A 23293-nucleotide genomic window follows, 5' to 3' on the forward strand; every position below is an offset into this window, starting at 1 on the left:
TTCTGATCAGCCTTCTCGAATGCTTTGCCTTGCAGTGGAACCAACCATTCTCTACGGCGGAATCAGTACGCTTGCCTCCATCGACTTTTGGGCGAGGGATGGCGGACAGTCTTTACCGCCCTGCTTGGCAGCAGCATGGCACTTGATGAGTAATCTACGAGAGGGCGGACGTTCGAGCGCTCGTCAGATTTCGAAGATGCAAAGATTGAGCTTCAGCGTTGGCGGAATCTTCTACCCTTCCGGCGGCTCCAGACTTAGGCCCGACATCATGATGATTTCCAATGACGCGAGATGGCTCAGGTTGGACGCTCTTGCTATGACGTCGTGTTCCTGCATAAGCTGATACTGGAACGCGTCCTCGTAGGTATCCTTCACCAGAAGATTCACGACTCTCTCCGGCCACCCTGTCATCCACCGGTTTGCGATCTCAATCCCGACCCGTCCCGATTGCAAAATCATTTCCAAGACGTGATCCGAGTACATTTCCGTTTTGTATAGTGATTGCACTTTGGCTCTCCTGATTGATTTCAGGCGTTTTACCATACAGTCCCAGTTCTTGCTTGATTAGATGCGCCCCACGCTCAACCATCGCATCCTGAACCGGCCTGATTTCAACGGATCCACTCGGCCCGCCACGGCAGCAGCGGCCTGCAAAACCGCTGCATTGCCGTCGGCCGCCATATCCTGAATGACGGTGCCATTCTGATCACGCGCATTAACTACCTGGCCTTGCTTGGCTCCATACTGCACGCCGTGGCAACCAGGATCACATCCGAGCCTCGCGACAACGGTATCCATGGTTGAAAGATCGGGCCGGGTATCGATGATGGTGATGGTTTCGCCCAACATATTCGCGGTTACCATACTGTTTCCTTTTGGACTCATGGGTGTCTGGATGGGTAGCGCCCCAACCGGGCCGGAAATTGCTCCGGAGACAGAATCATAGTTGGCAATCAGATTGATCGTCTTGAGCACGACGTGATCATTCATGTCGACAATGGTTACCGTACTGTCGAGCAGATTAGCAACATAATATTTGCTCGCATTGGGCATCATCCCAACCGCAATAGGATGACCGAACCGGCTGCCCGATGGCAGATGGAGTCAATCCGGTCAGATGGAAATCAAACTGAGTGGTATCACCGGTAAACACATTTGGAGTTGCCATTTTTTTCCCATAATGGCTCATCCAGTGTGCATGGTGATTCCCCGTCCGATATTGATGCGCCATTCGATCCCCGTTGCGAGCGGCGCCAACACCACCACGGAGTCTGTATCGTATAACCGTTAACGGTAACCTGCACTGAATGAGTCAACCTTCCAATGTGAGCCCGAAAAAAAAAGATTAACTCTGGATGAGGCCATTTTTGCAGCGAAAGGTTGCAAATGCGAATAATACGTATTACTATTTGAAGAACTGTTGGTCTTTCTGTCAGCAATAACCACTCGTCTGTTCGCTTTGAGGCGACTGAGTGGCCGCCCGCGTTGATCTGAGACGCTGACTGACTGCGTCGCGAGTTGCCTTTCGTGAACTGGTGCTACCGGCCACAAGCTGTCGCCCGCCGAATCCCTGTTTTGCCGCTGGTCCGGACGTGCAACTGGAGTAATCTTGAGCAAGCGCGGCTTGAGTTGCCGTGCTCGAAAGGTGCCGGCACGCCAGCCAGGGTAAGGAAGAACTAAGTGCCACCGAGCTTCACTGCTCTTCGCGCGCCCACTTCTCTCGCCGTTCTCGCTCCTTGTCGCTCGGCGCGTCCTGCGCAAAGGATCCAAGCGGGATCTCGCCAGCCATCACATAAGTGCTCATCACCACGCCGGTGGTCGAGTGGTGGCATTGCGTGAGCCGCAACGCTCCCGGCTTGGCCCCGGTTTCGAACAGGCGCTTGCCCGCGCCGAGCAAAACTGGAAAAGTCCAAACGTGATACTCATCGATCAGGCCGGCCGTCTGCAGCGCCTGGATCAGCGCACCACTGCCGATGATTTGAAGGTCTGGTCCATCTTGGGATTTCAATGTAGCGACGGCCGTGCCGACATCACCATTGAGCAGACCCGAGTTCTGCCAGTGCAGCGCCTTCAGCGTGCGCGACGCCACATGTTTGCGCGCTGTGTTCAGGGTTTGCGCCGTCGGGTCGTCGGCTGGCTGGTAGGGCCAATAGGCCTCGAATATCTCGTAGGTCTTGCGCCCAAGGACCAACTCTCGGTCCTTGCCATCGAAGCCCGACATGGGCATGGAATGTCGCATGACTTCGTCCCAATAGTGGAAGATCCAGCCGCCGAGCGAGAACCCGCCGGAAGGATCCTCGGTGGGTCCACCGGGCGCCTGCATGATGCCGTCCAGCGATATAAATGTGGATGCAGTCAGTTTTCTCATGGCGTCTTCTTTGGGTGTTCGTCAGGTACGACGATCGAGAAGTGTCCTCATCGACAAGTGTAGTCCAGCCGCACGGCTTTGAGCTTAGGTATGAACCTCGAGCCAAAGCTGGACTCGAAGCGTGGGGGCTCATGCCAGCACAGCCTACCCGCGCACCGCCGCCTCGATCGTGGCGACGTCGATCTTCCGCATCTCTATCATCGCCGCGAACGCGCGCTTCGCTACATCGCCGCCCCTGGCCATCGCGTCGGTCAGGACGCGCGGGGTGATCTGCCACGACAGGCCCCATTTGTCCTTGCACCAGCCGCACGCGCTCTCCATGCCGCCGTTGCCGACGATCGCATTCCAATAACGGTCGGTCTCCGCCTGGTCGTCGGTGGCGATCTGAAAGGAGAATGCCTCGCTATGCTTGAACATGTTCCCGCCGTTGAGGCCAACGCACGGCACGCCGCACACCGTGAATTCGACCGTCAGGACGTCGCCCGCCTTGCCGCCTGGAAAGTCGGACGGCGCCCGGTGCACCGCCCAGACCGTGCTGTCGGGAAAGGTCTGGGCGTAAAAGCGAGCGGCCTCTGCCGCATCATGGTTGTACCACAGGCAGATCGTGTTCTTCATCATCGTTATTCTCTCCTATTTGCCGCCGACCAGGGAAAAGTCCGCGCCGAGCGGATTGTCGGAGCCTTGATTAGGGCCGGCCCCGTAGCTATCAAGTAAGATGGCGAAGTTGTGAACGCGTAGCTTAGTCATGGAGACTCCTTTCTCAATTGATCGTGGCAACAAAAAGAGGCGATGGTGCGGCACTATTCACCACATAGTCGAATGGAAACCCGGAAATCGACAGCCCGAAACAGCATTATCAGTCGGATCGACGCGGCGCGCAAACGACCGTTTATGCAATGAAGCGAATCGCATCTGAAATAAAGGCATTGCCTGTTGCATAATATATTGCATGATTACAACCATCGGCACCAGGTTTTTGCAATCATCCGTGTCGCGTCTCCTGCAGGGTGTCAAGATTCCTTAATTGGGTTTTACGTTCCAGTGCCCCCTAAACCCCTGATGTTGCCATTGAATCCGATCATTGGTCCACTACTGAAGCTTCATATTCCGTCGGATATCGAGCAGAGTGGTTCAGAAATAATTACTCACGAATTGAAATGTTATGGTATAACATTTCAATTCAATTGACTCCCTTGTAATGAATATCGCGCTAAAATGAGCCGCAATCCTTCAGGGCATAATCATAAAAAATGCATTAATGAAGCATTAAGCATGGCAGGACAGTTGTGCATGACGCGGGGTGTACGCTTGACACCCATTCGCTACCAAGTGCTGGAGTTGATTTGGGGCAGTCACAAAGCCGTCAAGGCCTATGATTTACTGGACCGAATCAAGCCCTTGCAACCGATGGCAAAACCGGCAACGGTTTACCGGGCACTGGATTTTTTGATCGAACAGGGCCTGATTCATCGAGTGGAGAGTCTCAATGCTTTTATTGGTTGTAGTTACTCAGGTCAGCAACATGAGCAGTTGCTGCTTATCTGTAAACTCTGCCACGAGGTAGAGGAGCGGGCTGCCGAGAAGGTCATGAAAACATTGGCCAGGGAGATGAAGCAGCTTGCTTTTGTCGCACATAGCAAATCCATAGAAATTCATGGTATTTGCATAAAATGCGCGCAACCGATGGTCAATCAAACCTGATACTCGTTTCAATTAGCTAATGAGAGTGTGAGAGCGGTTTTCAAAATAATATATGTTACGTTATAATATAACATATACTCGCCAAATGCTTGCCATCATTAAATGCTCGCCATTATTTTTTGCTCTCAATTCCTCATGAAAAAAAGACTTCCCATATTTTTATTGACAAGCGCAATTGGAACCACTGTCAGTGCGGGTGACGCGGTGGACAATAGGACTCGGAAATCAGACCAAACAGTCGCCGGTGAAAATGTAGACAAAAATAATGTTCTCGAATTGGAGGAAATGGTCATTACCGCGCCGTTGCGGAAGAAAGCGGCAGATATCGCATTGCCTGTCACTGTCCTGAAAGGTAATGAATTGATCATGAAAATCGGGCGCAGTATCGGCGAAACTTTAAAAGACGAACCAGGCATTACCAGCCAATCATTCGGCCCCGGCGTAGGCACTCCGGTCATTCGCGGACAGGCGGGGCCGCGCGTACGCGTGTTGAATAATGGTATCGGCAGTAACGATGTGTCGCAATTGAGCCCCGATCATGCCACCAGCGTGGAAGCCATTCTTGTGGACCGTATCGAGGTGCTGCGTGGACCGGCCACGCTGTTGTATGGTAGCGGGGCCATCGGTGGCGTGGTGAATGTCATCGATAACCGCATTCCGGGCAGGCTTTTCAGCAAACTGTTGGGCGGAGCGCTTGAGCAGCGTTTCGATTCGGCGGCCAACGAATCCACCACGGCCATGAAGGTGGAAGGGAGCAAGGGCAGCCTGGCCTATCACCTGGACGGCTTTTTCCGCACCCGCGGCAACCTCAGCATTGGTGGCCACGGCATTGATGTCAATGCCGCTCAGGCTATGGACCCCTCACTCACGGTGGTACAAAATCCAAAAGGGCATATTCCCAACACTTCTGCGCATGCTATCAGCGGTTCGGCCGGAGTTTCACTGGTAGGCGATCCCGGCTTCGCCGGTGTTTCTATCAACCGTCTGGAAAACAACTATGGAATTCCTCCCGACGGCAGTGGCGGGTCTAATACTCGTATCGATCTGAAACAAACCAAATACGACTTCAAGAGTGAGCTGATTGATCCGCTCCCGTTTGTGGAGGCGTTGCGCACACGCTTGGGCTATACCGATTACAAGCACACGGAGCTGACCGGTTTATCGGGAGAGCCATTGGCGCCGGGGACTGCATTCGCCAACAAAACCTACGAAGGCCGTGCGGAATTGACTCACCGGCCAATCGGACCTTTCTACGGCACCATCGGCTTTCAGGCTACTGCCAGCAACTTCGCGGCCTTCAATTTCGAGCTCGGCAATTCCAAAACCATCGTGCCTAAATCCCTGATTAACAGTTACGGCGTATTCGCGGTGGAATCGTTCGACTATGGGCCGGTAAGCTACCAGCTGGGCGGACGCGTGGAGCAGACTTCCATTAATCCGCAAGGACAAAACTCCCTGCCTGGCGCTCCGCTCGCACCCTCCAGCCTTAACTACACCCCCACCAGCGCTTCGGTTTCCGCATTATGGAAGCTAAATGAACGTCATAAAATCAATCTGGGAGGTACCCGTTCACAGCGTGCTCCGCAAGTGCAGGAACTGCTTTCCTTCGGTTTCCATGATGCCACTCGAAGTTTTGATGAAGGTAACGCCTCGCTTAAAATGGAAACGTCATATAATCTGGATGTGGGTTACAAGTTGAATACGGGCTGGATTCGGGCCGAATTTGATTTTTTCAATAACTGGGTCAATAACTACATTTATCAGCAACGGACCGGAACGGACGTGTTTCAGGACGAGGTTTCAGGTGGACCTCTCGCCTGCAATGGGTCGCAACCTGCGGATGCTTCTTGTCAGGCAGTGCTGCAGAGCCGGCAGGCTGATGCCGTTTTTTGGGGATACGAGAGCAAGCTCATTTTCCCATTGTTGAGAAACCTTTACGGACTGGTCGATCTCACGCTGTTCAGCGATTATACTCGAGGCCGATTCTCCAGCGGGGGCGACGTGCCGCGGATGCCGCCATTGCGTTTCGGTTTTCAACTTGACCATACCAGGAATCAATGGACAAGCAACCTGCGGCTGACGCGCGGGGAAGCCCAGAATCATCCCGGTCTCAACGAAACTGCCACCCACGGTTACGTACTGCTTAATCTCAGCACGCAATACAGGATCAAGACCTATCGAGGTGTGGAGATGATGATATTCGCTAAAGCCAACAACCTACTCAACGAAAACATCCGCAATTCTGTCTCGTATCTACGCAACTTTTCGCCGGAACCTGGGCGAAGTGCTCAAGTGGGTATTCGCCTCACCTTCTAAGTCAATCAGAGGGAAACGCCAAATAGGCTTGCGGTTTCCACTGCCTCCATGGAATATTTGTTCGGAGGAAATGCGATGGGCCTAGCCTCTGCCATGAAAGCGTGGGCACATCGCATTGTCGAGGAGCTCCAGGCGCAGACCCACAGCGTCACATCCCAGAAGGTCTGCATAACCATTCGAAAGCAGAAAAATATCGTCAAAAACAGCTGGACTGTAGTAGTTTAGGTTTTGAAATGATAAGCAGAACACAAGTCTGACAGGTTGTTTCGATCGGTGAAGCTCACGCGTTGCAGAATCCAAACCGCCGACGTTCGCGGCTTCCAGATATCTCCTGTTAAGAAGAACTTGCCGATGAGCGAAAACGAAACGCATCTTGCCGCCTCGCCTTCACCCATACCTGCAAAAGAGCTATCTCTCAGCTACCAGCTCTGACAGCCCCATCCGACCCGCCAGCCCCTTTTTTATTGAGGCAATTTGGCGGCGAGTACATCTACATGCTCAATCTGTGGCGACTCTGCTAATAACTCGGCAGCGTTAGCCATGAGCGCCGCCGCAATCGGTCCGGCCAAATGTGCTGACCGTCCTGATTCGTCAGGGAAGGCATCAAAGATGCCGAAAGTCGATGGTCCCAACCGTAACGCGAGCCAGATCGGCGTGGCAGCTTCCTGATTAGCAAGAGGGAGGGCACTTTCGAGGAAACTGGCTACAGCGGCTTCTTTTCCCGGTTTCGCTTGCAAGCGTACTAACAAAGCAACTTTTACCATGGTGATTTACCCTTTTCAAGTTGAACTACGAGAAACAAACTTTAATGATGATGTTGATTCCTGCCAAGTGGCAAGATTGACAATAATGATACTATTATTGCCATTCTTATCTATATCCTGGTACTCGATAAAGTTCTCAATGCCATTCTGTACGTGGCCGAGCACGGCTGCAAATGGCGCGGTCTGCCAAGGCGTTTTGGCAACTGGCATACGATCTATACGCGCATGGAAATCAACGGCTGTGAAAGAGATGGAAGTTAACTGTTAACTGAACTTTGCTAGAACGCCCTTGGCACTGCCGGGGCATCCATCCCTCGAAATCAGATGGGACCAGCTTACCTGCCTTCTCGGCGAGATACAGTATCACCGCCGCGCATTCGGCGACGTGAAACTATCATCATCGATAACTGGCACCTGAGGGAAACAGCTGATCCGGCTATAGGTGGGACCGTCGAGTTCGCCGTCCGTGTGATCAAGGGCGTGGACGCGATAGGGTAACCCTACTTCCTGGAGCGCCCATTGCGCCCTGAGGTCGCGCGTCTCGCCGATCACGGTGATAAACGCGTCCGAAGCGACAGAGTGATCATACTTTCCTCCAACGTTGCTTTAGCTTACGCAACGGGTTCCAGTTTGGACAAGGCGGTGGGGAGATATTCCGCAACTGTCGGATGAATATGCATTGCGCGCTGCACTACCGTATACGGCGCCTTCGCATACATGACGTCCAGCAAAACCTGAATTACTTCATCGCCTCCGGTGCCAAGAATCGCAGCACCCATAATGTGTTTTGTTTCCGCATCAACAGAGATTTTGATGAAACCTTGCGTCTCACCTTTCTCAACGGCGCGGCTCACTCTGCTCATCGGAAGTTTCGTAGCGAGTACAGGGCGCCCAGACTTCCGTATTTCGGCGTCCGTCATGCCGCATCGCCCTAGCGGTGGATCGGTAAACAAAGCGTACGCCTGGATCCGGTCTGACACGCGGCGATGGTCTGAGTTAAGAAGATTATCGGCGACGATCTCATAGTCGTTGTAGGAAGTATGTGTAAAGGCACCGCGGCCGTTGCAGTCACCCAGGGCCCAGATGCCGGGCACGTTTGTTTGCAGTTGATCGTCAACGATGATGTAGCCGCGTTGGTTGGTCGCAACGCCGGCCCGGTCGAGACCCAGGTCGTTCGTGTTGGGAGTACGTCCCACCGCTAGAAGAACATGCGTGCCTACTACTTCCGGCGGACCTTCGTCGCATTCCATTCCAACGGCGATACGACTGTCACGCTTCGCCAGTGATATACATTTCGCATTTGTCCGAATCCCTATCCCCTCCATCTCCAGGATCTCACGCACGGCGTTGGAAACATCTTCGTCTTCTCGTCCAATCAGGCGCGGTCCCATCTCTATGATCGTGACTTCGCTCCCGAAACGGCGATACATCTGACCGAATTCCAACCCGACATAACTTCCGCCGATGATGACAAGATGCTCCGGGAGGAAGTCGATATCCATCATTGAAGAGTTTGTGAGAAATGGTACCTCATGAATCCCCGGCATCGCGGGAACAGAGGCGCGCCCGCCAACGTTGATGAAAACCTTGTCGGCTTGCAGCACCTCATCGTTGACCACGACCGTATGGGACGACTGAAAGCGGGCATGGCCCTGGATGACCGTGCAATTCTTAAGTCCTCGCAACCCTTCCTCGACGCCCTTGTTCGACCGTCCGGAAACTTCATCCTTGCGTGCTTTGACGCGTTTCATATCAACGCGCACATCGCCGTTGCCAGCAAAACCATACTCGGCACCGCGGCGAGCAACATGCGCTGCGTACGCGCTGGCGACGAGCGTCTTAGTCGGGATACATCCCGTATTCACACATGTGCCGCCAAACTTGTGGCGTTCAATAATGGCGACAGTCATGCCCACGGCCGCAAACCGCGCAGCCAAAGACGGGCCTGCCTGGCCGGTCCCGATGATGATTGCATCGAAATGCCGCGACACGAGGCACCTCCTTTAAGGAAGATCCCAGGCCATCTTGGGCCAGCGCACCAATGCAGTGCTCGCCGGAGCGCCGCCGCTGACGACGATTATTTCGTAATCATTCACTGAGGCAGCTCTTTGCCGGACTGCTCGCGCACCATGTACTCGGCGTACCAGTCCGGCCAGTTCTCGTCGGCTTGCCCCGTCCGTGCTTCGTGCTGTCCGTGCGCGGCCGCCGCACGCCGCAGCGCGCTCGCCAGATCGTTCGCCGACGCGAAGGTCGTCGTCGCGGGGTCGACGCGTCCGGGCAGCCGTGTTGTGACCTCCTGGAACAACCAGCCGTTGCCGTCCGGATCGCGAAACGAAGCAAACGAGCGGTAGCTGCGATGATCGGGATCCGGACCACTGACCCGGAGCCGACCAAACAGGTAGGGCTCGTCCGTGCCAGCGTATACGCCGGCGGCGTCGTGGAACACGTCACTGATCTCCACGCCCCGACCGAGCAGCTCGGCGCGGATAGCCGCGATATCGGAGACGATCAGGTACAGACCCTGGGCGGAGCCGGGGGCCGCGGCGGTGACGTTCTTGCCGAAAATGATCGAGCATCCGGAGCCAGGCGGCGTAAATTGGATCACGCGGTAGTCTTTATCGCTGGCAAAGTCGGCGTCGAGCCGCCACCCGAGCCTCCCGTAGAACTCCTTCGCGCGGTCTAAATCCGAGACAGGGATGACGACGATCTCGAACTTCATGTCTACTTTCGCGACGCCGGTCGGGTCGTTACTGCGGATTTCAGTCTGCGCATTTGCCATGTTCTTTCCTCCGCTGTGTTTTAACTAAATCGAAATTCAGATTTGTTCAATTCAAATACCAACACAATCACGTCCCCTTAAGGCGTGGCGTTCGAGGCCTAGCGTTCGAGCCGCTCCATGGACTTGTTGGCATCAGGCTAGTTTTGTCGATTTCATTCTAACGACCGAGGAGTTTGCCGCCATAGCGCGTGGGATGTAGTAGATCAAGAGGTTCAACTTTACGTCGCCTTGGGCTGCTTCGCATCGCTCATTGAATGTACCTTATTGAATGTTCCTTGTTGTCACCTTACTGGCGTGATGGCCTATTGTCAAAATAATAGACATACCGATTGTTACCATCGCTAGTATGGTGGATGCCGCGATCGGGCGCTGATTCGAACACGTGATAGCCCAATTTGGCGAGCGCGGCTGTAGCTGTATCACGCAGACGTCTTCATCTGACAGCTCGCCAGTTGAATGCGCAGCTAGGTGGCTAGGTGGTCAGTGGTCCCTTTGCACTGGAACTCTTTGTCGAGCTTAACGGATTCGATACGAGCGAGCCTGTCCGCTTCTTTTCGGTCTTTGGTTTTAAGGCTGAAAACGATCTGAGAGGAAGGATAAAAGCTGAGGAGGTCTTTAGGGACGCGCCTGCGGAAATAGTAGGTTCCGCTACGGTTAAATACATGAGTTTGAGAAGCCACATCCATTCTCCAAGTGTAACAGTTGTGCGACACTTGGAAACTGAACCTGTTGATTTGCCTGACTGTTGTTTCTTATCAAGCACCTGAGGATGAGCTGGCGTCCCCAAGGGATTCGGCGAAATCCCCACTATTTTTAAACGGAGGAACATTACGATTAAGCCAGCGAAACAGCTTAAGAAACAACGTGCTATACTCGCCTGATGCTCCCACACCAAGTCTTCCTCTTCATCTGCTGGTCGATACTGGCGCTATCGGTTGTCTGGGCGCTGGTCAAGGGACTGTGGCAGACGTTTTTTTCTTGACCTTCTCGTTCAAGGATTTCATTGTCAGGGTTATCAGATCGTCAATTAACCTGACTTGCCCCTTCTCCGCCCCTTTCTCAACGAGATCGCGCTTGCGCTTGCGTAGTTCCTGAACTCTCTTTTCAGCGGCATTGGCCGCACCGATGAGTTCCCATTCCGGATTCTCACGCTTGTACTCGGCAACGTCCTCACGGTTCTTCATCCGCCCTTTGATCTCGGCTTCATGGCCGTTGATCCGCTTCAGGTTGTCGTAGAACTCGTTGCCTTGGGATGACTGCCCCCGGGTATCACCGTAGAACCTTCCTAAAAGTACAGTCTTATGTGGCGGCAAATCTTCCCCGGTAAATGCAGAAGTAACCATCTGCTCGGCTTTTAGATATTCCCGCCCAACTCCGCCCGTTGCTTGCGCAATCAGATAGTCAATCTGATCCGGGGTTGGACTGAACATGCCAGGCTGATACTTCGTTCCACCGCTGATCTTGTTGATCCCTTCGGCCAGCAACTTACTGAACACGCTCGCCGTATCCTTCGCCCGGGTGAATCCGGGAGTCGGGTTCATGGAATTGAAATCTTCCCGGGAAATCGGCTTGCCGGTCCAGTCCTTGTTTTCGGCCAATGCGGCCAGCGGATCTATTGCGGTCGGGGAAATTGTTTGCAGCGACATGCCGGCGTTACCAACGGGATTGAATGCATCGAGAATCGAGTCCATCAGCTGGATAGTGCGTTTCGCCGGATCCTTGAAACCGGACATGGCAAACTCTGTGGTAATGCGCCCTATGTTCGGCAGTACGTTAAAGCCCAGCGGCATGGGAACGGAAAGATACTTCCCGTCACCGATCGGCAGAATCAGGCTGCGCGATTTGACGAACTCAGGCGGTTCTTCGTCATCCCCCATCCCCGACATAGCCAGGAGCATGGCTTGCATACCGCCAAGCAAGATCCCTCCAGTAATTATCTTCTTGCCAGCCGGGCCTTTCATCGTTTCAGCCAGTCTCGCGGTGCCCTGAACGGAAGCGTTGAAGAAGGCGTACAGCGCACCTATCTGGCGACCCGCGGCACCGCGTTTATTGAAGTTGACCGTAAGATTCTTGGCCAGGCTCGCCGCCTGCTGCTTGCTCAATCCCTGCTCGAGGCCGGTCTTATAAGCCGCCAGGCGCACCGCGTTTTCCATGGAATCGTTATAATCCGATAGCCATTCGAACAGCGGCTTGACGGCCTTATCCGCGAGCACCTTCTCCGGCGCGTTCAGGAGGCCCCCGGCAGTGATAACCTTCCCGATGCGGGTGGTTTGCCACCAGTCGGGGTTAAGCCCTTTCTCAAGCGCTTCCGCGCGGTCCTGGGCATTCTTGTACATATCCCGGAAACCAGTTTTCCCGCCTTCCTTCTGGAACTCTTCCCAGAGTTGGGACCATTTATTATTGACCGCATTGCCCTTGCGCACGCCGCGCATGCTTTGGTAAATGGCAAGTAATGCTGGACCGGTGCGGGATAGGACGATTTTCTGCTTGCCAGCCAGCGGCGTCGAAGACAGGTTAAGAGCGGCGCCTTGAACGTCCCGGGTAAGGTTCACTATCCCGAATATCGGGTTGTACTGGGTATTGATCGAGGCAAAGTACCGGGTGACGATCGAAGAGGCATTCAGCACAACGCCTACATCGTCCTGGTCGAGATTCTTCAAAGACAATGCCATGCGTTTCGCTCGAGGGTCATCCTGGAACACAACCGAGCGTTCCTGAATATTCCCCTTGGAGTCGGGTATCCGGGCGACAATCACATCATCACGGCTTTTGTAAGTCGGATCGGTACGCTCTTCCACCAGTCCAGTCGATTTGTTCACGTCGCGAATCGTCGGCGGCACATCCACTTTCCAGAAATCAGGATTGGGATTCTCTTTCGCGAGTCCGACAAGAGCCGTAGCCACGCGATTCTTTTCACCGCGGATAATGTTCTTCTCGCGCTGCTGCGCGATGTTGGCCAGGATGTCCACGACAGGCCGCTTTGATCCAGTTGCGCGTTTCGCTGCATTGCCTTTCACCGAGAAACCCTGCCCGGTCCCGTTGCCGAAAGCATGATCCATATCCTCGCGCATCAGGGGCACATAATGCTTATATGCGCTCTCCCAGGTATCGATGGTTTTCTGCGACTCCAGACCATAATCCACCAGCACTTGACGGGATCTGGCATTGATCGCATCAACACGTTTGGCCAGGGCCTCATACAGCTTCTTCTTGTCGGGATCGAGACTCGCCAGATAGTCACGCGCATCCTGAGTGTCCATGCCTGATCCACCATCCTGCATATCAGGATCAGGATTGATCTTGGCAATTTGCTTGTTGCGCTCTTCCGCGTGCCGGGCCCAGAGGTATTCTTCAAAGTCTGCCAGCTTCACGCCATTGATGCGCATGATCTTGATAAGCGGGTCCAGCTCGGTATCGATGAACTCTTTTACGCGCGTTGCCGAACGGCCATGGAATAGTTCCTCTTGCAAGTACGCATTGATATTGTCCGCTATCTGCTTGCCCGTTGCCTTGATCGCTTCGGTGACGCGCTTGAGGTCGATGTTTTTATCCTGGAGGGCATGCAGGATCGTGTCGAGGCGCGACGGTTCGGGCGCATCCCAAGAGGCGTTATTGCCCGGTGCGGAGCGGGAGAAACGGATGTCGCGATTGTTGGAGTCGAATTCGCCATTATTGCCGGTGGCGGATTTGATTTGGGTTGGTCTGAACACGACATAATTACCGTATTCATCGACAATACCGTCGTGTCCGCCTTCGATCACTTGTTGACGAATTGCCTCAATCTCTGCGAGGTCGGTAAGTTCGGTAGACCATACGCGCAGGGGGTTCTGTATAGATAGAAACACCGGATAGACTGTTGGTGTAGTTTCCTTAAGTGCTACGCGCCATAGTGTTGGCGTACTGCCTGTCCTCGCTGAAGTACACCCCCAGAGATGCGGATTCGTAGGTGCCGCGCGTTCCGGACCTAGACGGATCGAAAACAAAGAATCCGCCCCCCGGGGTGCCGTGATAAACGACCAGCGGTTCCCCGTTCTCATCCACCACCTTGGAATCCTTAAACCATTTGCGGAATGCTGGAGTGTCGGTTTGGGAGTCCCGGCTGAAATGCGGATCATCCTTGACTAAGTCTGTTTCCCCAGATATTCTCCCTTCAAAGCTCCGCGCTTGAGCCAAGCCGGGCAATTGCAGCCCGGAACGTGCCAAGACCGCGGGGCTTTTTTTCGGCCCCTTCCCGCTCTTCACGAATCGCCGCGCCGGGATCAGAAACCGATGAATGATTTCCGCATCCGTCATCTTCATACTGGCCAGAGCGGGAACGTTCTTCCTGAGCCAGGCACGAACGATGGCGATTGCACGTTGCACCATCCCTATCTGGGGATTGGTCTGTGCCAGTTCGGCGAGTACCTCTTCCGCAGCTATCAGCCGATCTTTCTCGACCGCCATGTCCAGCCCGTACTGCACCGCCTTGTCCTCAACCTTCGAGCGCCATCCGACTACGACCTGCTTAAGAATAGGCTTCAATTCCTCGCCAAACGCTCCGCGCAAGCCGAAGTGCCCCAGCGTTTCATGGAACACCACACGAACAATGTCCCTCGGGGCTGCGCATCTCAGAGGCGACGATGTACACCTTGCCGTCATAGAAGAACCCTTCCGGCTGCCCTACCGCGCCTTGGGACATCTGTTGCGAATTTGTTTCGCGCACGGCATCAGGGACAGCCGAATCATTCATGTCGCTGACAACGACCATTTCAGGCGCGTTCTTCCATGCTGAAGAGATGGCATCGACAATGGTCTGAACAGCGGATTTGTGCTCGCCAGAAACGACAAGGCCACCGCTATGGGTGGCCTGTGTCTTCTTGAATGCCGCAGCTTTTAAGCGCTGGCGGATGGCGGAGATTCGTTCGGATTCAGCCTTTCTGGAGAATATGCCTTCGAGCTTGCCCCTTAGTACAAGTGCACTTGACCTGTTGAGAACTTGTTCCAGTATTCCGGGTCTTTCGCTGCCCTCGCTTGATATAAGGGACTGGATGAGTATGCCGCGACGCATTGAAGCCTTACCTGCTCTTGCAGAGCCGCCCAATCCAGTTGCTTCTGCGTGGGTGAACCGGTCAAGCCCAACGGGTCGTCCAAGTCTATCTGTGAACTGTCTGTTTGCGAAGTCATAGCGATAGCTCGTTATCTCTGGAAATTTGTTATGCAATGTTTCGATGAAAGTATGGATCAAAGCGCGCGTCTTTGCAACATCATCCCCGCTCCAATCCAGCGGAGGAACCCCGTTTTTCGGATCACCCGCTATCTGTTGCGGCGCGGCTTCAAGATGCTTGACCGTGCCGAACCGCAGAGCAGAGGACAACATATTGCTGGTGCGCCGGATCAGGGAATCTGCGGTTAATCCGGCAGGGTCGCCGATGAATTTCCGTTTTGTGTTATACGCCCAGTTCGCCACTGCTGCATACACCGCTTGACCGCGTTCGCCAGTCGAAAAATGGCTGACATCGATGAAGACCTCTCCGTTGTCGCGCTCGTAGACATAGAACTGCTTGCCGTTCGGCAACTTGAATACATAGCGGTGATCTGCGCCAGATTCATCCCTTTCATCTTCCCGCGTTCCATCGCCGACATATACAGCATCAGGGTAGACTTCTGAAAATACGCCTTTAAGCGATGTCTTGTGGCTTATCGCGTGCCTGAACAACTCATCAACGTCCGCGAGTTCAACGAGAAAGTCATGGGCGAACGCCACGTCTTCCTTGTTTGGAGTGCGACTGAATTTAGGCGTACGCTTCATTGCTTCAAGGGTACTATGAAAATCTTCATACCGGCGACCTTCCCATCCGAGAAGCTCGCTCCCATAAATGCTGGGATCATCTGCCTCTATTATGCCGCGTTTTGGCATTCCCCGAGATTGCCCTTCCGTAGATTTCGGTTGATCTTCCGTTTTGGGTTGACCGAAAGACTCAAGCTCTTTGTCTTTGGCGGCATCGCGCTCTGCCCGCCTTCTTTCCCATTCCTCAGATTTCTTTTGTTCCTCTGGGTTTCCGGCCAGCGCCTTTTTAGGCTGCCCAAATCCGTGCCGCTCTTTATATGCAGCATTCTTTTCTTTTTGACTTGATCTGACCGTCTCTTCATGCAAGCCAATAAGGTGATCAGCGCTTCCACTCATAATTGCGCGCTGTATATGGCCGAAGTCAATTTTTCCGCTTTCCTTTCTGTACGCTTCGATAACGGCCTTGTTTTTAACCATTGAGGCGCGGAGCTTATGCTGTTCGTTTTTTTTGCGCTTGAGATAGTACACGCCCACCCATCACATCCTGAACCGGCCTAACCTCAGCGGTTACATCCGGCACGGATTTGGCAGCAGAAGCCGCAGTTTGAGGAGGAGCCATCTCTTTGCGTTGATCGGGAATTGCCAATTCTCCCGGCTGCGCATCAGCGCGTGATTCTTTCGCCTTAACCGCCTCCCCGATCTGCCTCAATAACTCAGCAGTTTCAGCGTCCACTTTCTTCATCCCGGTAGCCTGCACCCGGAACCATTTCGATTCTAGAGCAGCATCCGTGCGCTTGCCGTCTATGACTTCTTTGGCGCGAGCAATGGCGTTATGCAGGCCGCGCTCCTTCCCGGACTGCTTCGCCGCAGCCCGGCGCTTGATGAGGGATTCTATGAGGGGGCGGAGGCCATTGTTGCCTTCAGATGTCTCCTGTGATAGACTTATTTCGGGAGTGGGGGCAGGACTAGCCGTGACATTCCTCCCTTCATCGCTGGTAGTGCCAGTCGTAGTATCGGCGCCACTCCTCTTCTCATAGGCTGTCATCAGCCACGTTTTTTGATCCCCATCCCAATCCAGTCGCACTATAGCGCGGTGATCCTTTGATTCAAGAATTACCCTGTTCTTGGAGCGCGTCTTGACATCCATCGCGTCAATCGAGGATTGCAAATCTTTAAGAAGATCGGAGCGCCCTTTGGCAACGAGCTTCGCAATTCCAAAACCATCCTCGAAGTTCTTTTCAGCGGTTCCCTCGCTCCCCCAAACAAGATCAATATCTCCAACATCCTTGTGATGGAGGGCGCCTACGGCCTCACCTTCGCGATGTTCGATGAGTTTCTTAATTGCATCTTTGGCGTTTCTATAAAACCCCGTGAAAACTCTTCCGAATTTGCCTGATTGGGGCGCCCTACTGTTAGCACCCCGCTCCCCCATCGCCTCTTCAACCGGCCTGACTTCAACCGATCCATTCGGCCCCGCCACGGTAGCCGCTGCTTGCTGAACTGCCGGATTCCCATCGGTCGCCACATCCTGGATAACGGTTCCGTTTTTGTCGCGCGCGGTTACAACCTGATCTGCTTGCGCCGGCTTCTCATCGATGCCATAGCCCAACGCCGTGCCCATCTGGCCATTCATGGCCGCTTGCAGGGTAGCGTCATCGCGATATAGCAGCGTTCCCCGGCCAGGCACTTCAGCGGCTTTCACACCTGGGGGCAATGTATGCGGCATCGGCTCGCCAAGAGTCAGCAATACTCCCGGCTTACGGCCTTCGCCGAGCGCGTTTAGCTGTGCGTTGAGGGTTTGTATCGGCTCGGGAGTTGGTTTGTCGGGAACGTTAAAAAGCACTCTGTTTATCGCTGGCAACGCGGCTCTTGCCATGTCGCGACTCGCCTCCGTCATTACAGCCCCAGAGTCTGTCCAGTGATACTTATCTGCCGCAGCGTCATACGCTCTCTGTTCCTCCGGTGTGAGCGCAAGGGCGACATGATTTTTAGGATCATTGGTATAAGCAACGACTATACGATTGCCGTTTTCGTCCAGCACCGAATTTACAGATGGCGCTTTGCCAGATGCAACAAACGAACGGAGACTTTCTATTGCACCATGCGTTGCCTGAGATTGAGCCTCGGGGGCATCCTGAACCATTTTGTTGATGTCACCAATATGGTCAGATTCCTCATCCAGCACATTGCTCTGGATAGCATCGGGCGCTGTGCTCCGTATCTCGTCCGCCTTATCCCTGCCGGTTGCAATAATGCGGTCCACTGCCTCAGAAGTGGACTCAGGCGCGTTCGCTATTTCAGGATCAACGCCTTGAGTAGCGCGACGATCAAGTTCATTCTGGGCAGCGGCTTTAGCACGTTCGCCACCTCGAGCAGCGGTGTACTTCAGTACAGCATCCGAGTGCTCGGTTACGGGCTTGCCGGCTATCATCGGAACGCCCCCGCCCAGCACGCCGCCGCCGATCGCGCCCATGGCACCGCCAAACAGCGTATCCTTGATGTTCTCTTTCGTCGTCGGGTTGTCGAATGAGGCAAGCTGCTCGAGCGGGTTTTGAACAAGTTCTTCCGAGCCCTCGATTGCCGCACCCTTCCCAGCGCCTTTCGCCATCGCCCCCGGCAGTGTTGTTGCGGCAAACTTCTCAGCCAGCTTCACCCTGCCCTCTTTCGTCATGGCAGCCAACGCCCACTGCTGGGGACCAAAGGCTTGCTCTATCGCTCCAACAGCAGCAGCACCCATCGTCGCAATAGCGATCGCCTTGGCGTCTTTCTCGTTCTTGGGATCGTTCAGGATCTGCTTGTCCCGAATACCGCCGAACGATGGCAAAGCGGCAATAGCGGCAGGCCCGAGCCAGGAGACGACTTGCCCCACGCCAGCAACCAGAGGCGCAGCAGGACCGGCGAATGGCGATAGCGCGGTAATTCCCTGACCAAGTACCCTCGCCCCTACGATCCCGCCCATGGATGAGGCAGCGTTCCCAGTGGCTTCGGTTACAGCCTTTAGCGGTTTATCCGCAATGTCCGAAAGCTCGTTTACAGCGGTGGGGTTTGCATCTATAACACTCTGACCATACTTCTTGAGTGCGTTATCTTTCGAGATGCCAGGGATAAAGTCAGCGGCAGCCTGTCCAGCGCCTTTTATACCGGCGCCAGCCGCGCGCTTGGCGGAAGCGATGAACCCGCCTTCAACTTCTTTTTTGTCCAGGTCACCGTTGAACTCGACATAACCCGGCTCTTCGTCGTCCAGTTGGCCAGCAAACTCAGTGAATGCCATGCGCTTCCTCTAAAATAAAAAAGCCGCCAAAAGGCGGCTTTGTGGGATTAATCCTGCTGCTGTTAGAAAAACAGTTCGTATCTGCCGCCATTCTGATCTACCCCAGAACCATGGCCGGTTGGTCTTAGACCGGGACGTATTTCTAGATATACTCTGATCATGGTACCTTGATCACCCACCAGAACACCTTGCCCGTTAGCGCCAGTCGGGGGCTGGAATAAAGTAACATTTGAGCGGCCCACGTTTCCGAAAGTCATGCCTTGGCCTCGGTGCATCGCGGAATACTCGCCCGTGAATTTTTCACCAGTCTGATCATTAAAAGCGGTCATTTTCCCTTGACCGTAACTCGTCTCAATCTCGAACTTCAGTATTTGGCCGTTGGGCGAAGCGTACATGCGCCCTGGCAGCATAGTCCCCACGCACCCAGCCAAAACAACCGCCCCTATCAAGCAAACCAGTAAACGCCACATCTCAGTCTCCCCACTGTTGAGTCTGGGTAAGTGTACCAGACCCAACAGCGGCAAACTATTACCTTAATTGTGTTTCGACGCTCCCGCTGATTTTGGCTTCTTCAGGACAGCAGCACTGACTTCAGGCACATCATCTTTTCCGTATTTCTCTGCAAGCCATGCTATTCCCTTTGGCGTTACCCTTGTCTGGCGGAATCCGAAACCATCGTTTTCTCCGGTTTTTACTTCAAACCTGCCGTTATCAATGTGTTCTTGATAAGGCAACCAGACTCCGCGCCTGAAGATCACGCCATCCTCTTTCAGTTGATCAAAGAACGCATGAGGATTCCAGCCAATAATCTTTGCAACATCCGATATGCACTGACTCGTCCTTGCCTCAACGTATCGATTACAAACTCGACGGCAGGCTTTGCGGCTTCAAGCTGAACAAGTGCCGCCTGCTTGGCTTCGTACTGTTCCGCCCATGCTCTCGCTGCTACAGCAGGGTTGGCAAAGTCAGGAAGCGAAAGAACTGGAGTCTTGGCGCGCTTCTCGCATTCAATGAAATATTGCCGGGCCTGCTTGCCCTTCTCGTTGCGCTCCACCATGGCAAGTTCTTTGCCCATATCCAAGGTAACGACGTATTCAACGGCCGGGCGACCCCCTTGGGGTTTTTTGGTGTTTTCCGAAAAACTCACGAAGTCATGATTTTCGATAAACCCGTACTGTTGGATACGATCTTTAATCCAAGTGGTGAAGTTTTCCCCGTTTCCAAGGAACGCATGCAGATCACGGGCATTAATTGTCTGCACTTGGTCACCACCTATAGCGCGGCCTTCGACTTTAATGAGTTCGTTCATTATTGCTTTGCTCCTTCGGACAAACGCTCGTCGGTTTCGGTTTCTTGGAGATCACTGGGGCGGATCGGTAGCAGATACTTGTCTTCTTTAAAGTAAACGACGTTAGGCTCGTCGCTTGGATGCCGAATACGCCATGCATCGAACACAAGTTCGCCGTTGCTCATCGGCATAACGCTGCGATACTGCACAACATCCACTATAAGTCCGGTGTTCGGCCCTTCTAGAATCATTGCCAAATCACCTGCTCTGCATTTCAAAAATGGGGAAACTGTTTGCGCGGACGCGCTCTTAGGCTTGCTCATGGTCAATCTCCAGTCAAAGCGGTTTTATTTTTCCGCTTCCCCGCTGTCAAACGGGTGGGCGGCATCGTGCGGGTTGACAGACCGGGACTGGGCCGGCAGGGATTTCTCCCTCCCACACGAGCCACCCATAAAGGTGACCACCATGTTACGGACGTAAAAAAACCGCTTGAGGGCGGTTGTCCGCCAGTCTTCCGAGCTGTCAAACTCGGCCTCTGAATTTGCAGAGGTGAAGTAAGCCTAAATCAGAATCTCATCCGCGTCAACAAGTCTTTTTTTTGAATGCACAAAAAACAAAACCCGCCGAAGCGGGTTATGAAGGCTTGGGAAGTTGCTTTTTCTTCTTCCCATCAATCTTTCTCATTTCCTTGTTGGCTGACTTGAGCCTCTTCTTTACGTCCCCGATATGTTCTTCTATGGGCAGATTTTCTGGCTTCTCCCCACTCGACCTCATCATCACATCCCGAACCTCGCGCCCAACATCCTGCGCAGTCTGTGAAGCTTGATTCAATCCTCGCGGCTGCGTACGCTTTAACCTCTCTTCAGTTTGTGTTACCCGGAAGAGGTTGGCTGCCAACTCGGTTTTGCCCATGTAATCGTATAATGTCTTGTCCGCCGGCGCGCCCTTGTATTGGATCAGCTGCTTTAAGGACATGTTATACATGCCCATGAAACCGGCATTTTTAAAAACACCGTATTGATGTACCTCAAGCCCTGCCGCTTTTGCCGCACCAGCCATTATCGTTTCACCGGCCTTCAGCTCTTCACGAATTTCGATTCGTTCTAGCGAACCTTCCTGTATCCGTTCCTGAATCAGCTCATCGGCCAACGCGGCAAGAACTACTTTAGCCTGTGCTACTTGTGGTTTTTTCGCATCGGCATGCAGTGAGACCAAAAAACATGCGAACCTGGTCAGTTTATAGCTATTGATTACCCCCTTCCCTTCAATTATCTGTACGGGAATAAACACATCATGAATACTGATTCCTAATTGCGCACACGATGCGATAGCTTTAATGATGACTTTGTTAAAGGCGGTCCACGTCTCGTAACCAAGGGTAGACATGAACTCGTGCGCATCCCAATAGCGCACGCCATTTTCTTTTGCTGCGTCCTCAAACTTCTGCATTTCAAAGGTTGTCATGGGAAGAATTATACTTGATCATCGCTCGTTCTAAACTTTAAAAAGAGGATGTTTGCTCGTTCTATTACTCTGCAATAAACTTCCGCCCGTTGACCTCGTAAACCGGCTTGCCCTTAGATGTGCCGATCTGCTTTGCTCCATCGGGAAGCGCATTGATCCGCGCGGGCGCCTGCGGCCTTCCGCCTTGAAGCTGCCCGGCAAGGGAGTTGACCTTGCCCGCTATATCCCCGTTATCTCCATACTGATTAAGCGTTTTCCCGATCAGGCCGGCGGCTGTCTTCTGCCCTGATGTGCCATACAGAGGCTTGCCAGCATCATCTGCCAGAATGCGCCGAGTACCATCGGACATGACAGCGACAAATCCTTGATCCGTTTCAAGCGTTTTGCGGACTGTCGGCCCGAGAGCGCCCGCTCCACCGGCGCGCCGACCGGCCGCAAGTCCGCCGCTACCATACGCCTTTGCCATCGCCGTATTTTTCTCAGCGCTTGCGTTGTAATTTCCGATCTGCGCATCGGCAACTCGTCCTTTAGTCGCTGTGTCCTGCTTATCAAGCAGATACTTTGCATATTTCTCAGGATCAAGGGTGGATGTCGCCCAATGATCCAGGTCGATTGTCTGCTCTCCGGTTCCGGAAATATTTACCTTCCATTTGCCATCATTTGGATCATCCGGGTTAACCTTGACTGGACGATCTTCCAACTGAATCCCGCCGCGCTTCAGGTTATCCATGGCCCCGTCTATATTCCCGCGCTTTAGGTCCATCGCGGCATCGAAAATACCGCCTTTTTTTGCTGCTACCAGAGAGTCTAGCCACGGACTGATCTCCTTATCCATGCCATGCATTGCAGCCGCGGCACGGATGGCATTGAGCTTAGCCGGTTGGTTTGCCAGATCGCCGAAAACCGACCTGTTTCACGATTTCATGTATTGGATTGAAATCTCCGTCCGGTTGAGCTGGCTCCGCTTGTTTTTGAGCTGCTGGAAGGCTGGCAAGGCTACCCGCTTGATAAGCGGCTGGCGCGCTCCCAGAAAATGCCGCATCAGGGATCATGCCGTTCGCTTGTTTGAACGACGCCAATCCGCAAGGGTTCTCCATTACAAGTCGCTGTTGCGGCGCGGCACTGGTCGGCTTGATGCTTTCGCCCTTAAAAACGGGGATCAAAGAGCTAATGAACCCTTCCCGGTCTGGACCTTTTTCACCCTTGGCAGCGGCTTTCGCATCGGCTTGCTGCTGGCGGAGAGCATCCATATTCTCCCAGTGTTCATTGCGGTTGTTGTAATATTGATTTTGCAAACCGAATTGGATACCATTTTGAATACCATCCGCCAGTCCTGCCGCTAATCCACTAGCCATCGTTGCCTCCTATCTACTTCTCTATAAATGAAAAAGCCGCCCGAAGGCGGCTCGTCTGCAATATAAAGCTCTACTGCACGCAATCAAAAACATATTCACGTAGCCAGTATGTGGGACGAGCCGTCACTCTGGCATATCTCTGATGCTTTGCGCATTCTTTATCGGCAAGCAATTGCGATTCCGCGGAGTCCATACCTTGGGACTCCACCACTACAGTTCT

General features: G+C 53.6%; 22 protein-coding genes and 1 pseudogene. 3 read left to right on the top strand and 20 right to left on the bottom strand.

The features are described from left to right. Positions 1-231: 231 nt before the first annotated feature. The 4 genes from BMX00_RS09935 to BMX00_RS09950 form a co-directional block, all read right to left on the bottom strand. Positions 232-507: a hypothetical protein gene (locus BMX00_RS09935; protein ID WP_143053082.1), complete on the bottom strand. Its 276-nt coding sequence runs from the start codon at positions 505-507 to the stop codon at positions 232-234. Positions 508-564: 57 nt separating this feature from the next. Continuing rightward, positions 565-1056 (bottom strand): YncE family protein, encoded by a 492-nt coding sequence (locus BMX00_RS14580; RefSeq protein WP_177171831.1) that lies wholly within the window; start codon positions 1054-1056, stop codon positions 565-567. Between the two features lie 637 nt (positions 1057-1693). After that, positions 1694-2368, bottom strand: a complete 675-nt coding sequence (locus BMX00_RS09945; protein WP_090828872.1) for a dihydrofolate reductase family protein — start codon at positions 2366-2368, stop codon at positions 1694-1696. A gap of 144 nt (positions 2369-2512) precedes the next feature. Next, complete coding sequence (locus BMX00_RS09950; RefSeq protein WP_090828873.1) at positions 2513-2986, bottom strand: VOC family protein; 474 nt, start codon at positions 2984-2986, stop codon at positions 2513-2515. A gap of 597 nt (positions 2987-3583) precedes the next feature. Here BMX00_RS09950 and BMX00_RS09955 point away from each other — a divergent pair. Both BMX00_RS09955 and BMX00_RS09960 read left to right on the top strand, forming a co-directional pair. Continuing rightward, positions 3584-4069 carry a transcriptional repressor gene (locus BMX00_RS09955; RefSeq protein ID WP_090828874.1) on the top strand — a complete coding sequence of 162 codons (486 nt, stop codon included), beginning with the start codon at positions 3584-3586 and terminating at the stop codon, positions 4067-4069. A 135-nt stretch (positions 4070-4204) separates the two neighbouring features. Beyond that, positions 4205-6385 (top strand): TonB-dependent receptor, encoded by a 2181-nt coding sequence (locus tag BMX00_RS09960; protein WP_090828930.1) that lies wholly within the window; start codon positions 4205-4207, stop codon positions 6383-6385. Between the two features lie 81 nt (positions 6386-6466). On the opposite strand, the gene BMX00_RS09965 is transcribed toward BMX00_RS09960, so the two are convergent. After that, positions 6467-6757: a DUF1826 domain-containing protein gene (locus tag BMX00_RS09965; protein WP_090828875.1), complete on the bottom strand. Its 291-nt coding sequence runs from the start codon at positions 6755-6757 to the stop codon at positions 6467-6469. Between the two features lie 89 nt (positions 6758-6846). Continuing rightward, on the bottom strand, positions 6847-7149 hold the full coding sequence (locus BMX00_RS09970) for a putative quinol monooxygenase (RefSeq protein WP_090828876.1): 303 nt from the start codon (positions 7147-7149) through the stop codon (positions 6847-6849). A 129-nt stretch (positions 7150-7278) separates the two neighbouring features. Here BMX00_RS09970 and BMX00_RS09975 point away from each other — a divergent pair. Next, positions 7279-7377: pseudogene (locus BMX00_RS09975) on the top strand (transposase); the annotation flags it as partial. A 135-nt stretch (positions 7378-7512) separates the two neighbouring features. Here BMX00_RS09975 and BMX00_RS15115 read toward each other — a convergent pair. From BMX00_RS15115 to BMX00_RS10045, 14 genes are all read right to left on the bottom strand, one after another. Then, a complete protein-coding gene (locus tag BMX00_RS15115; protein WP_177171832.1) occupies positions 7513-7701 on the bottom strand; it encodes a thioredoxin domain-containing protein in 189 nt (62 codons plus the stop codon). A 59-nt stretch (positions 7702-7760) separates the two neighbouring features. Further along, positions 7761-9140 carry an FAD-containing oxidoreductase gene (locus BMX00_RS09980; protein ID WP_090828877.1) on the bottom strand — a complete coding sequence of 460 codons (1380 nt, stop codon included), beginning with the start codon at positions 9138-9140 and terminating at the stop codon, positions 7761-7763. Between the two features lie 101 nt (positions 9141-9241). Continuing rightward, on the bottom strand, positions 9242-9928 hold the full coding sequence (locus BMX00_RS09985) for a VOC family protein (protein ID WP_090828878.1): 687 nt from the start codon (positions 9926-9928) through the stop codon (positions 9242-9244). 464 nt (positions 9929-10392) lie between these two features. Continuing rightward, positions 10393-10614 carry a DUF6538 domain-containing protein gene (locus BMX00_RS15120; RefSeq protein ID WP_425433888.1) on the bottom strand — a complete coding sequence of 74 codons (222 nt, stop codon included), beginning with the start codon at positions 10612-10614 and terminating at the stop codon, positions 10393-10395. Between the two features lie 264 nt (positions 10615-10878). Beyond that, positions 10879-13773 (bottom strand): LPD38 domain-containing protein, encoded by a 2895-nt coding sequence (locus tag BMX00_RS09995; protein ID WP_090828880.1) that lies wholly within the window; start codon positions 13771-13773, stop codon positions 10879-10881. A gap of 25 nt (positions 13774-13798) precedes the next feature. Next, positions 13799-14506: an ADP-ribosyltransferase-containing protein gene (locus tag BMX00_RS10000; protein WP_143053083.1), complete on the bottom strand. Its 708-nt coding sequence runs from the start codon at positions 14504-14506 to the stop codon at positions 13799-13801. Then, positions 14493-16172, bottom strand: coding sequence for a hypothetical protein (locus BMX00_RS10005; protein WP_177171833.1), 1680 nt, complete (start codon positions 16170-16172; stop codon positions 14493-14495). The genes BMX00_RS10000 and BMX00_RS10005 overlap by 14 nt, the downstream gene beginning before the upstream one ends. Positions 16173-16185: 13 nt before the next feature. Then, complete coding sequence (locus BMX00_RS10010; protein ID WP_090828883.1) at positions 16186-18966, bottom strand: putative barnase/colicin E5 family endoribonuclease; 2781 nt, start codon at positions 18964-18966, stop codon at positions 16186-16188. 533 nt (positions 18967-19499) lie between these two features. Next, positions 19500-19793 (bottom strand): phage antirepressor KilAC domain-containing protein, encoded by a 294-nt coding sequence (locus tag BMX00_RS10020; protein WP_090828885.1) that lies wholly within the window; start codon positions 19791-19793, stop codon positions 19500-19502. Then, a complete protein-coding gene (locus BMX00_RS10025) occupies positions 19736-20275 on the bottom strand; it encodes an antA/AntB antirepressor family protein (protein ID WP_090828886.1) in 540 nt (179 codons plus the stop codon). Before BMX00_RS10025 ends, BMX00_RS10020 begins: the two co-directional genes overlap by 58 nt. Then, complete coding sequence (locus BMX00_RS10030; RefSeq protein WP_090828887.1) at positions 20275-20577, bottom strand: hypothetical protein; 303 nt, start codon at positions 20575-20577, stop codon at positions 20275-20277. The genes BMX00_RS10025 and BMX00_RS10030 overlap by 1 nt, the downstream gene beginning before the upstream one ends. A gap of 310 nt (positions 20578-20887) precedes the next feature. Next, positions 20888-21718 (bottom strand): hypothetical protein, encoded by an 831-nt coding sequence (locus BMX00_RS10035; protein WP_218141532.1) that lies wholly within the window; start codon positions 21716-21718, stop codon positions 20888-20890. A 64-nt stretch (positions 21719-21782) separates the two neighbouring features. Continuing rightward, complete coding sequence (locus tag BMX00_RS10040; RefSeq protein WP_143053085.1) at positions 21783-22553, bottom strand: hypothetical protein; 771 nt, start codon at positions 22551-22553, stop codon at positions 21783-21785. A 37-nt stretch (positions 22554-22590) separates the two neighbouring features. Beyond that, positions 22591-23073 carry a hypothetical protein gene (locus tag BMX00_RS10045; RefSeq protein ID WP_090828889.1) on the bottom strand — a complete coding sequence of 161 codons (483 nt, stop codon included), beginning with the start codon at positions 23071-23073 and terminating at the stop codon, positions 22591-22593. Between the last annotated feature and the right edge of the window lie 220 nt (positions 23074-23293).

Origin of the sequence: Nitrosovibrio tenuis, assembly GCF_900109785.1 — a bacterium.
Lineage (GTDB): Bacteria > Pseudomonadota > Gammaproteobacteria > Burkholderiales > Nitrosomonadaceae > Nitrosospira > Nitrosospira tenuis_A.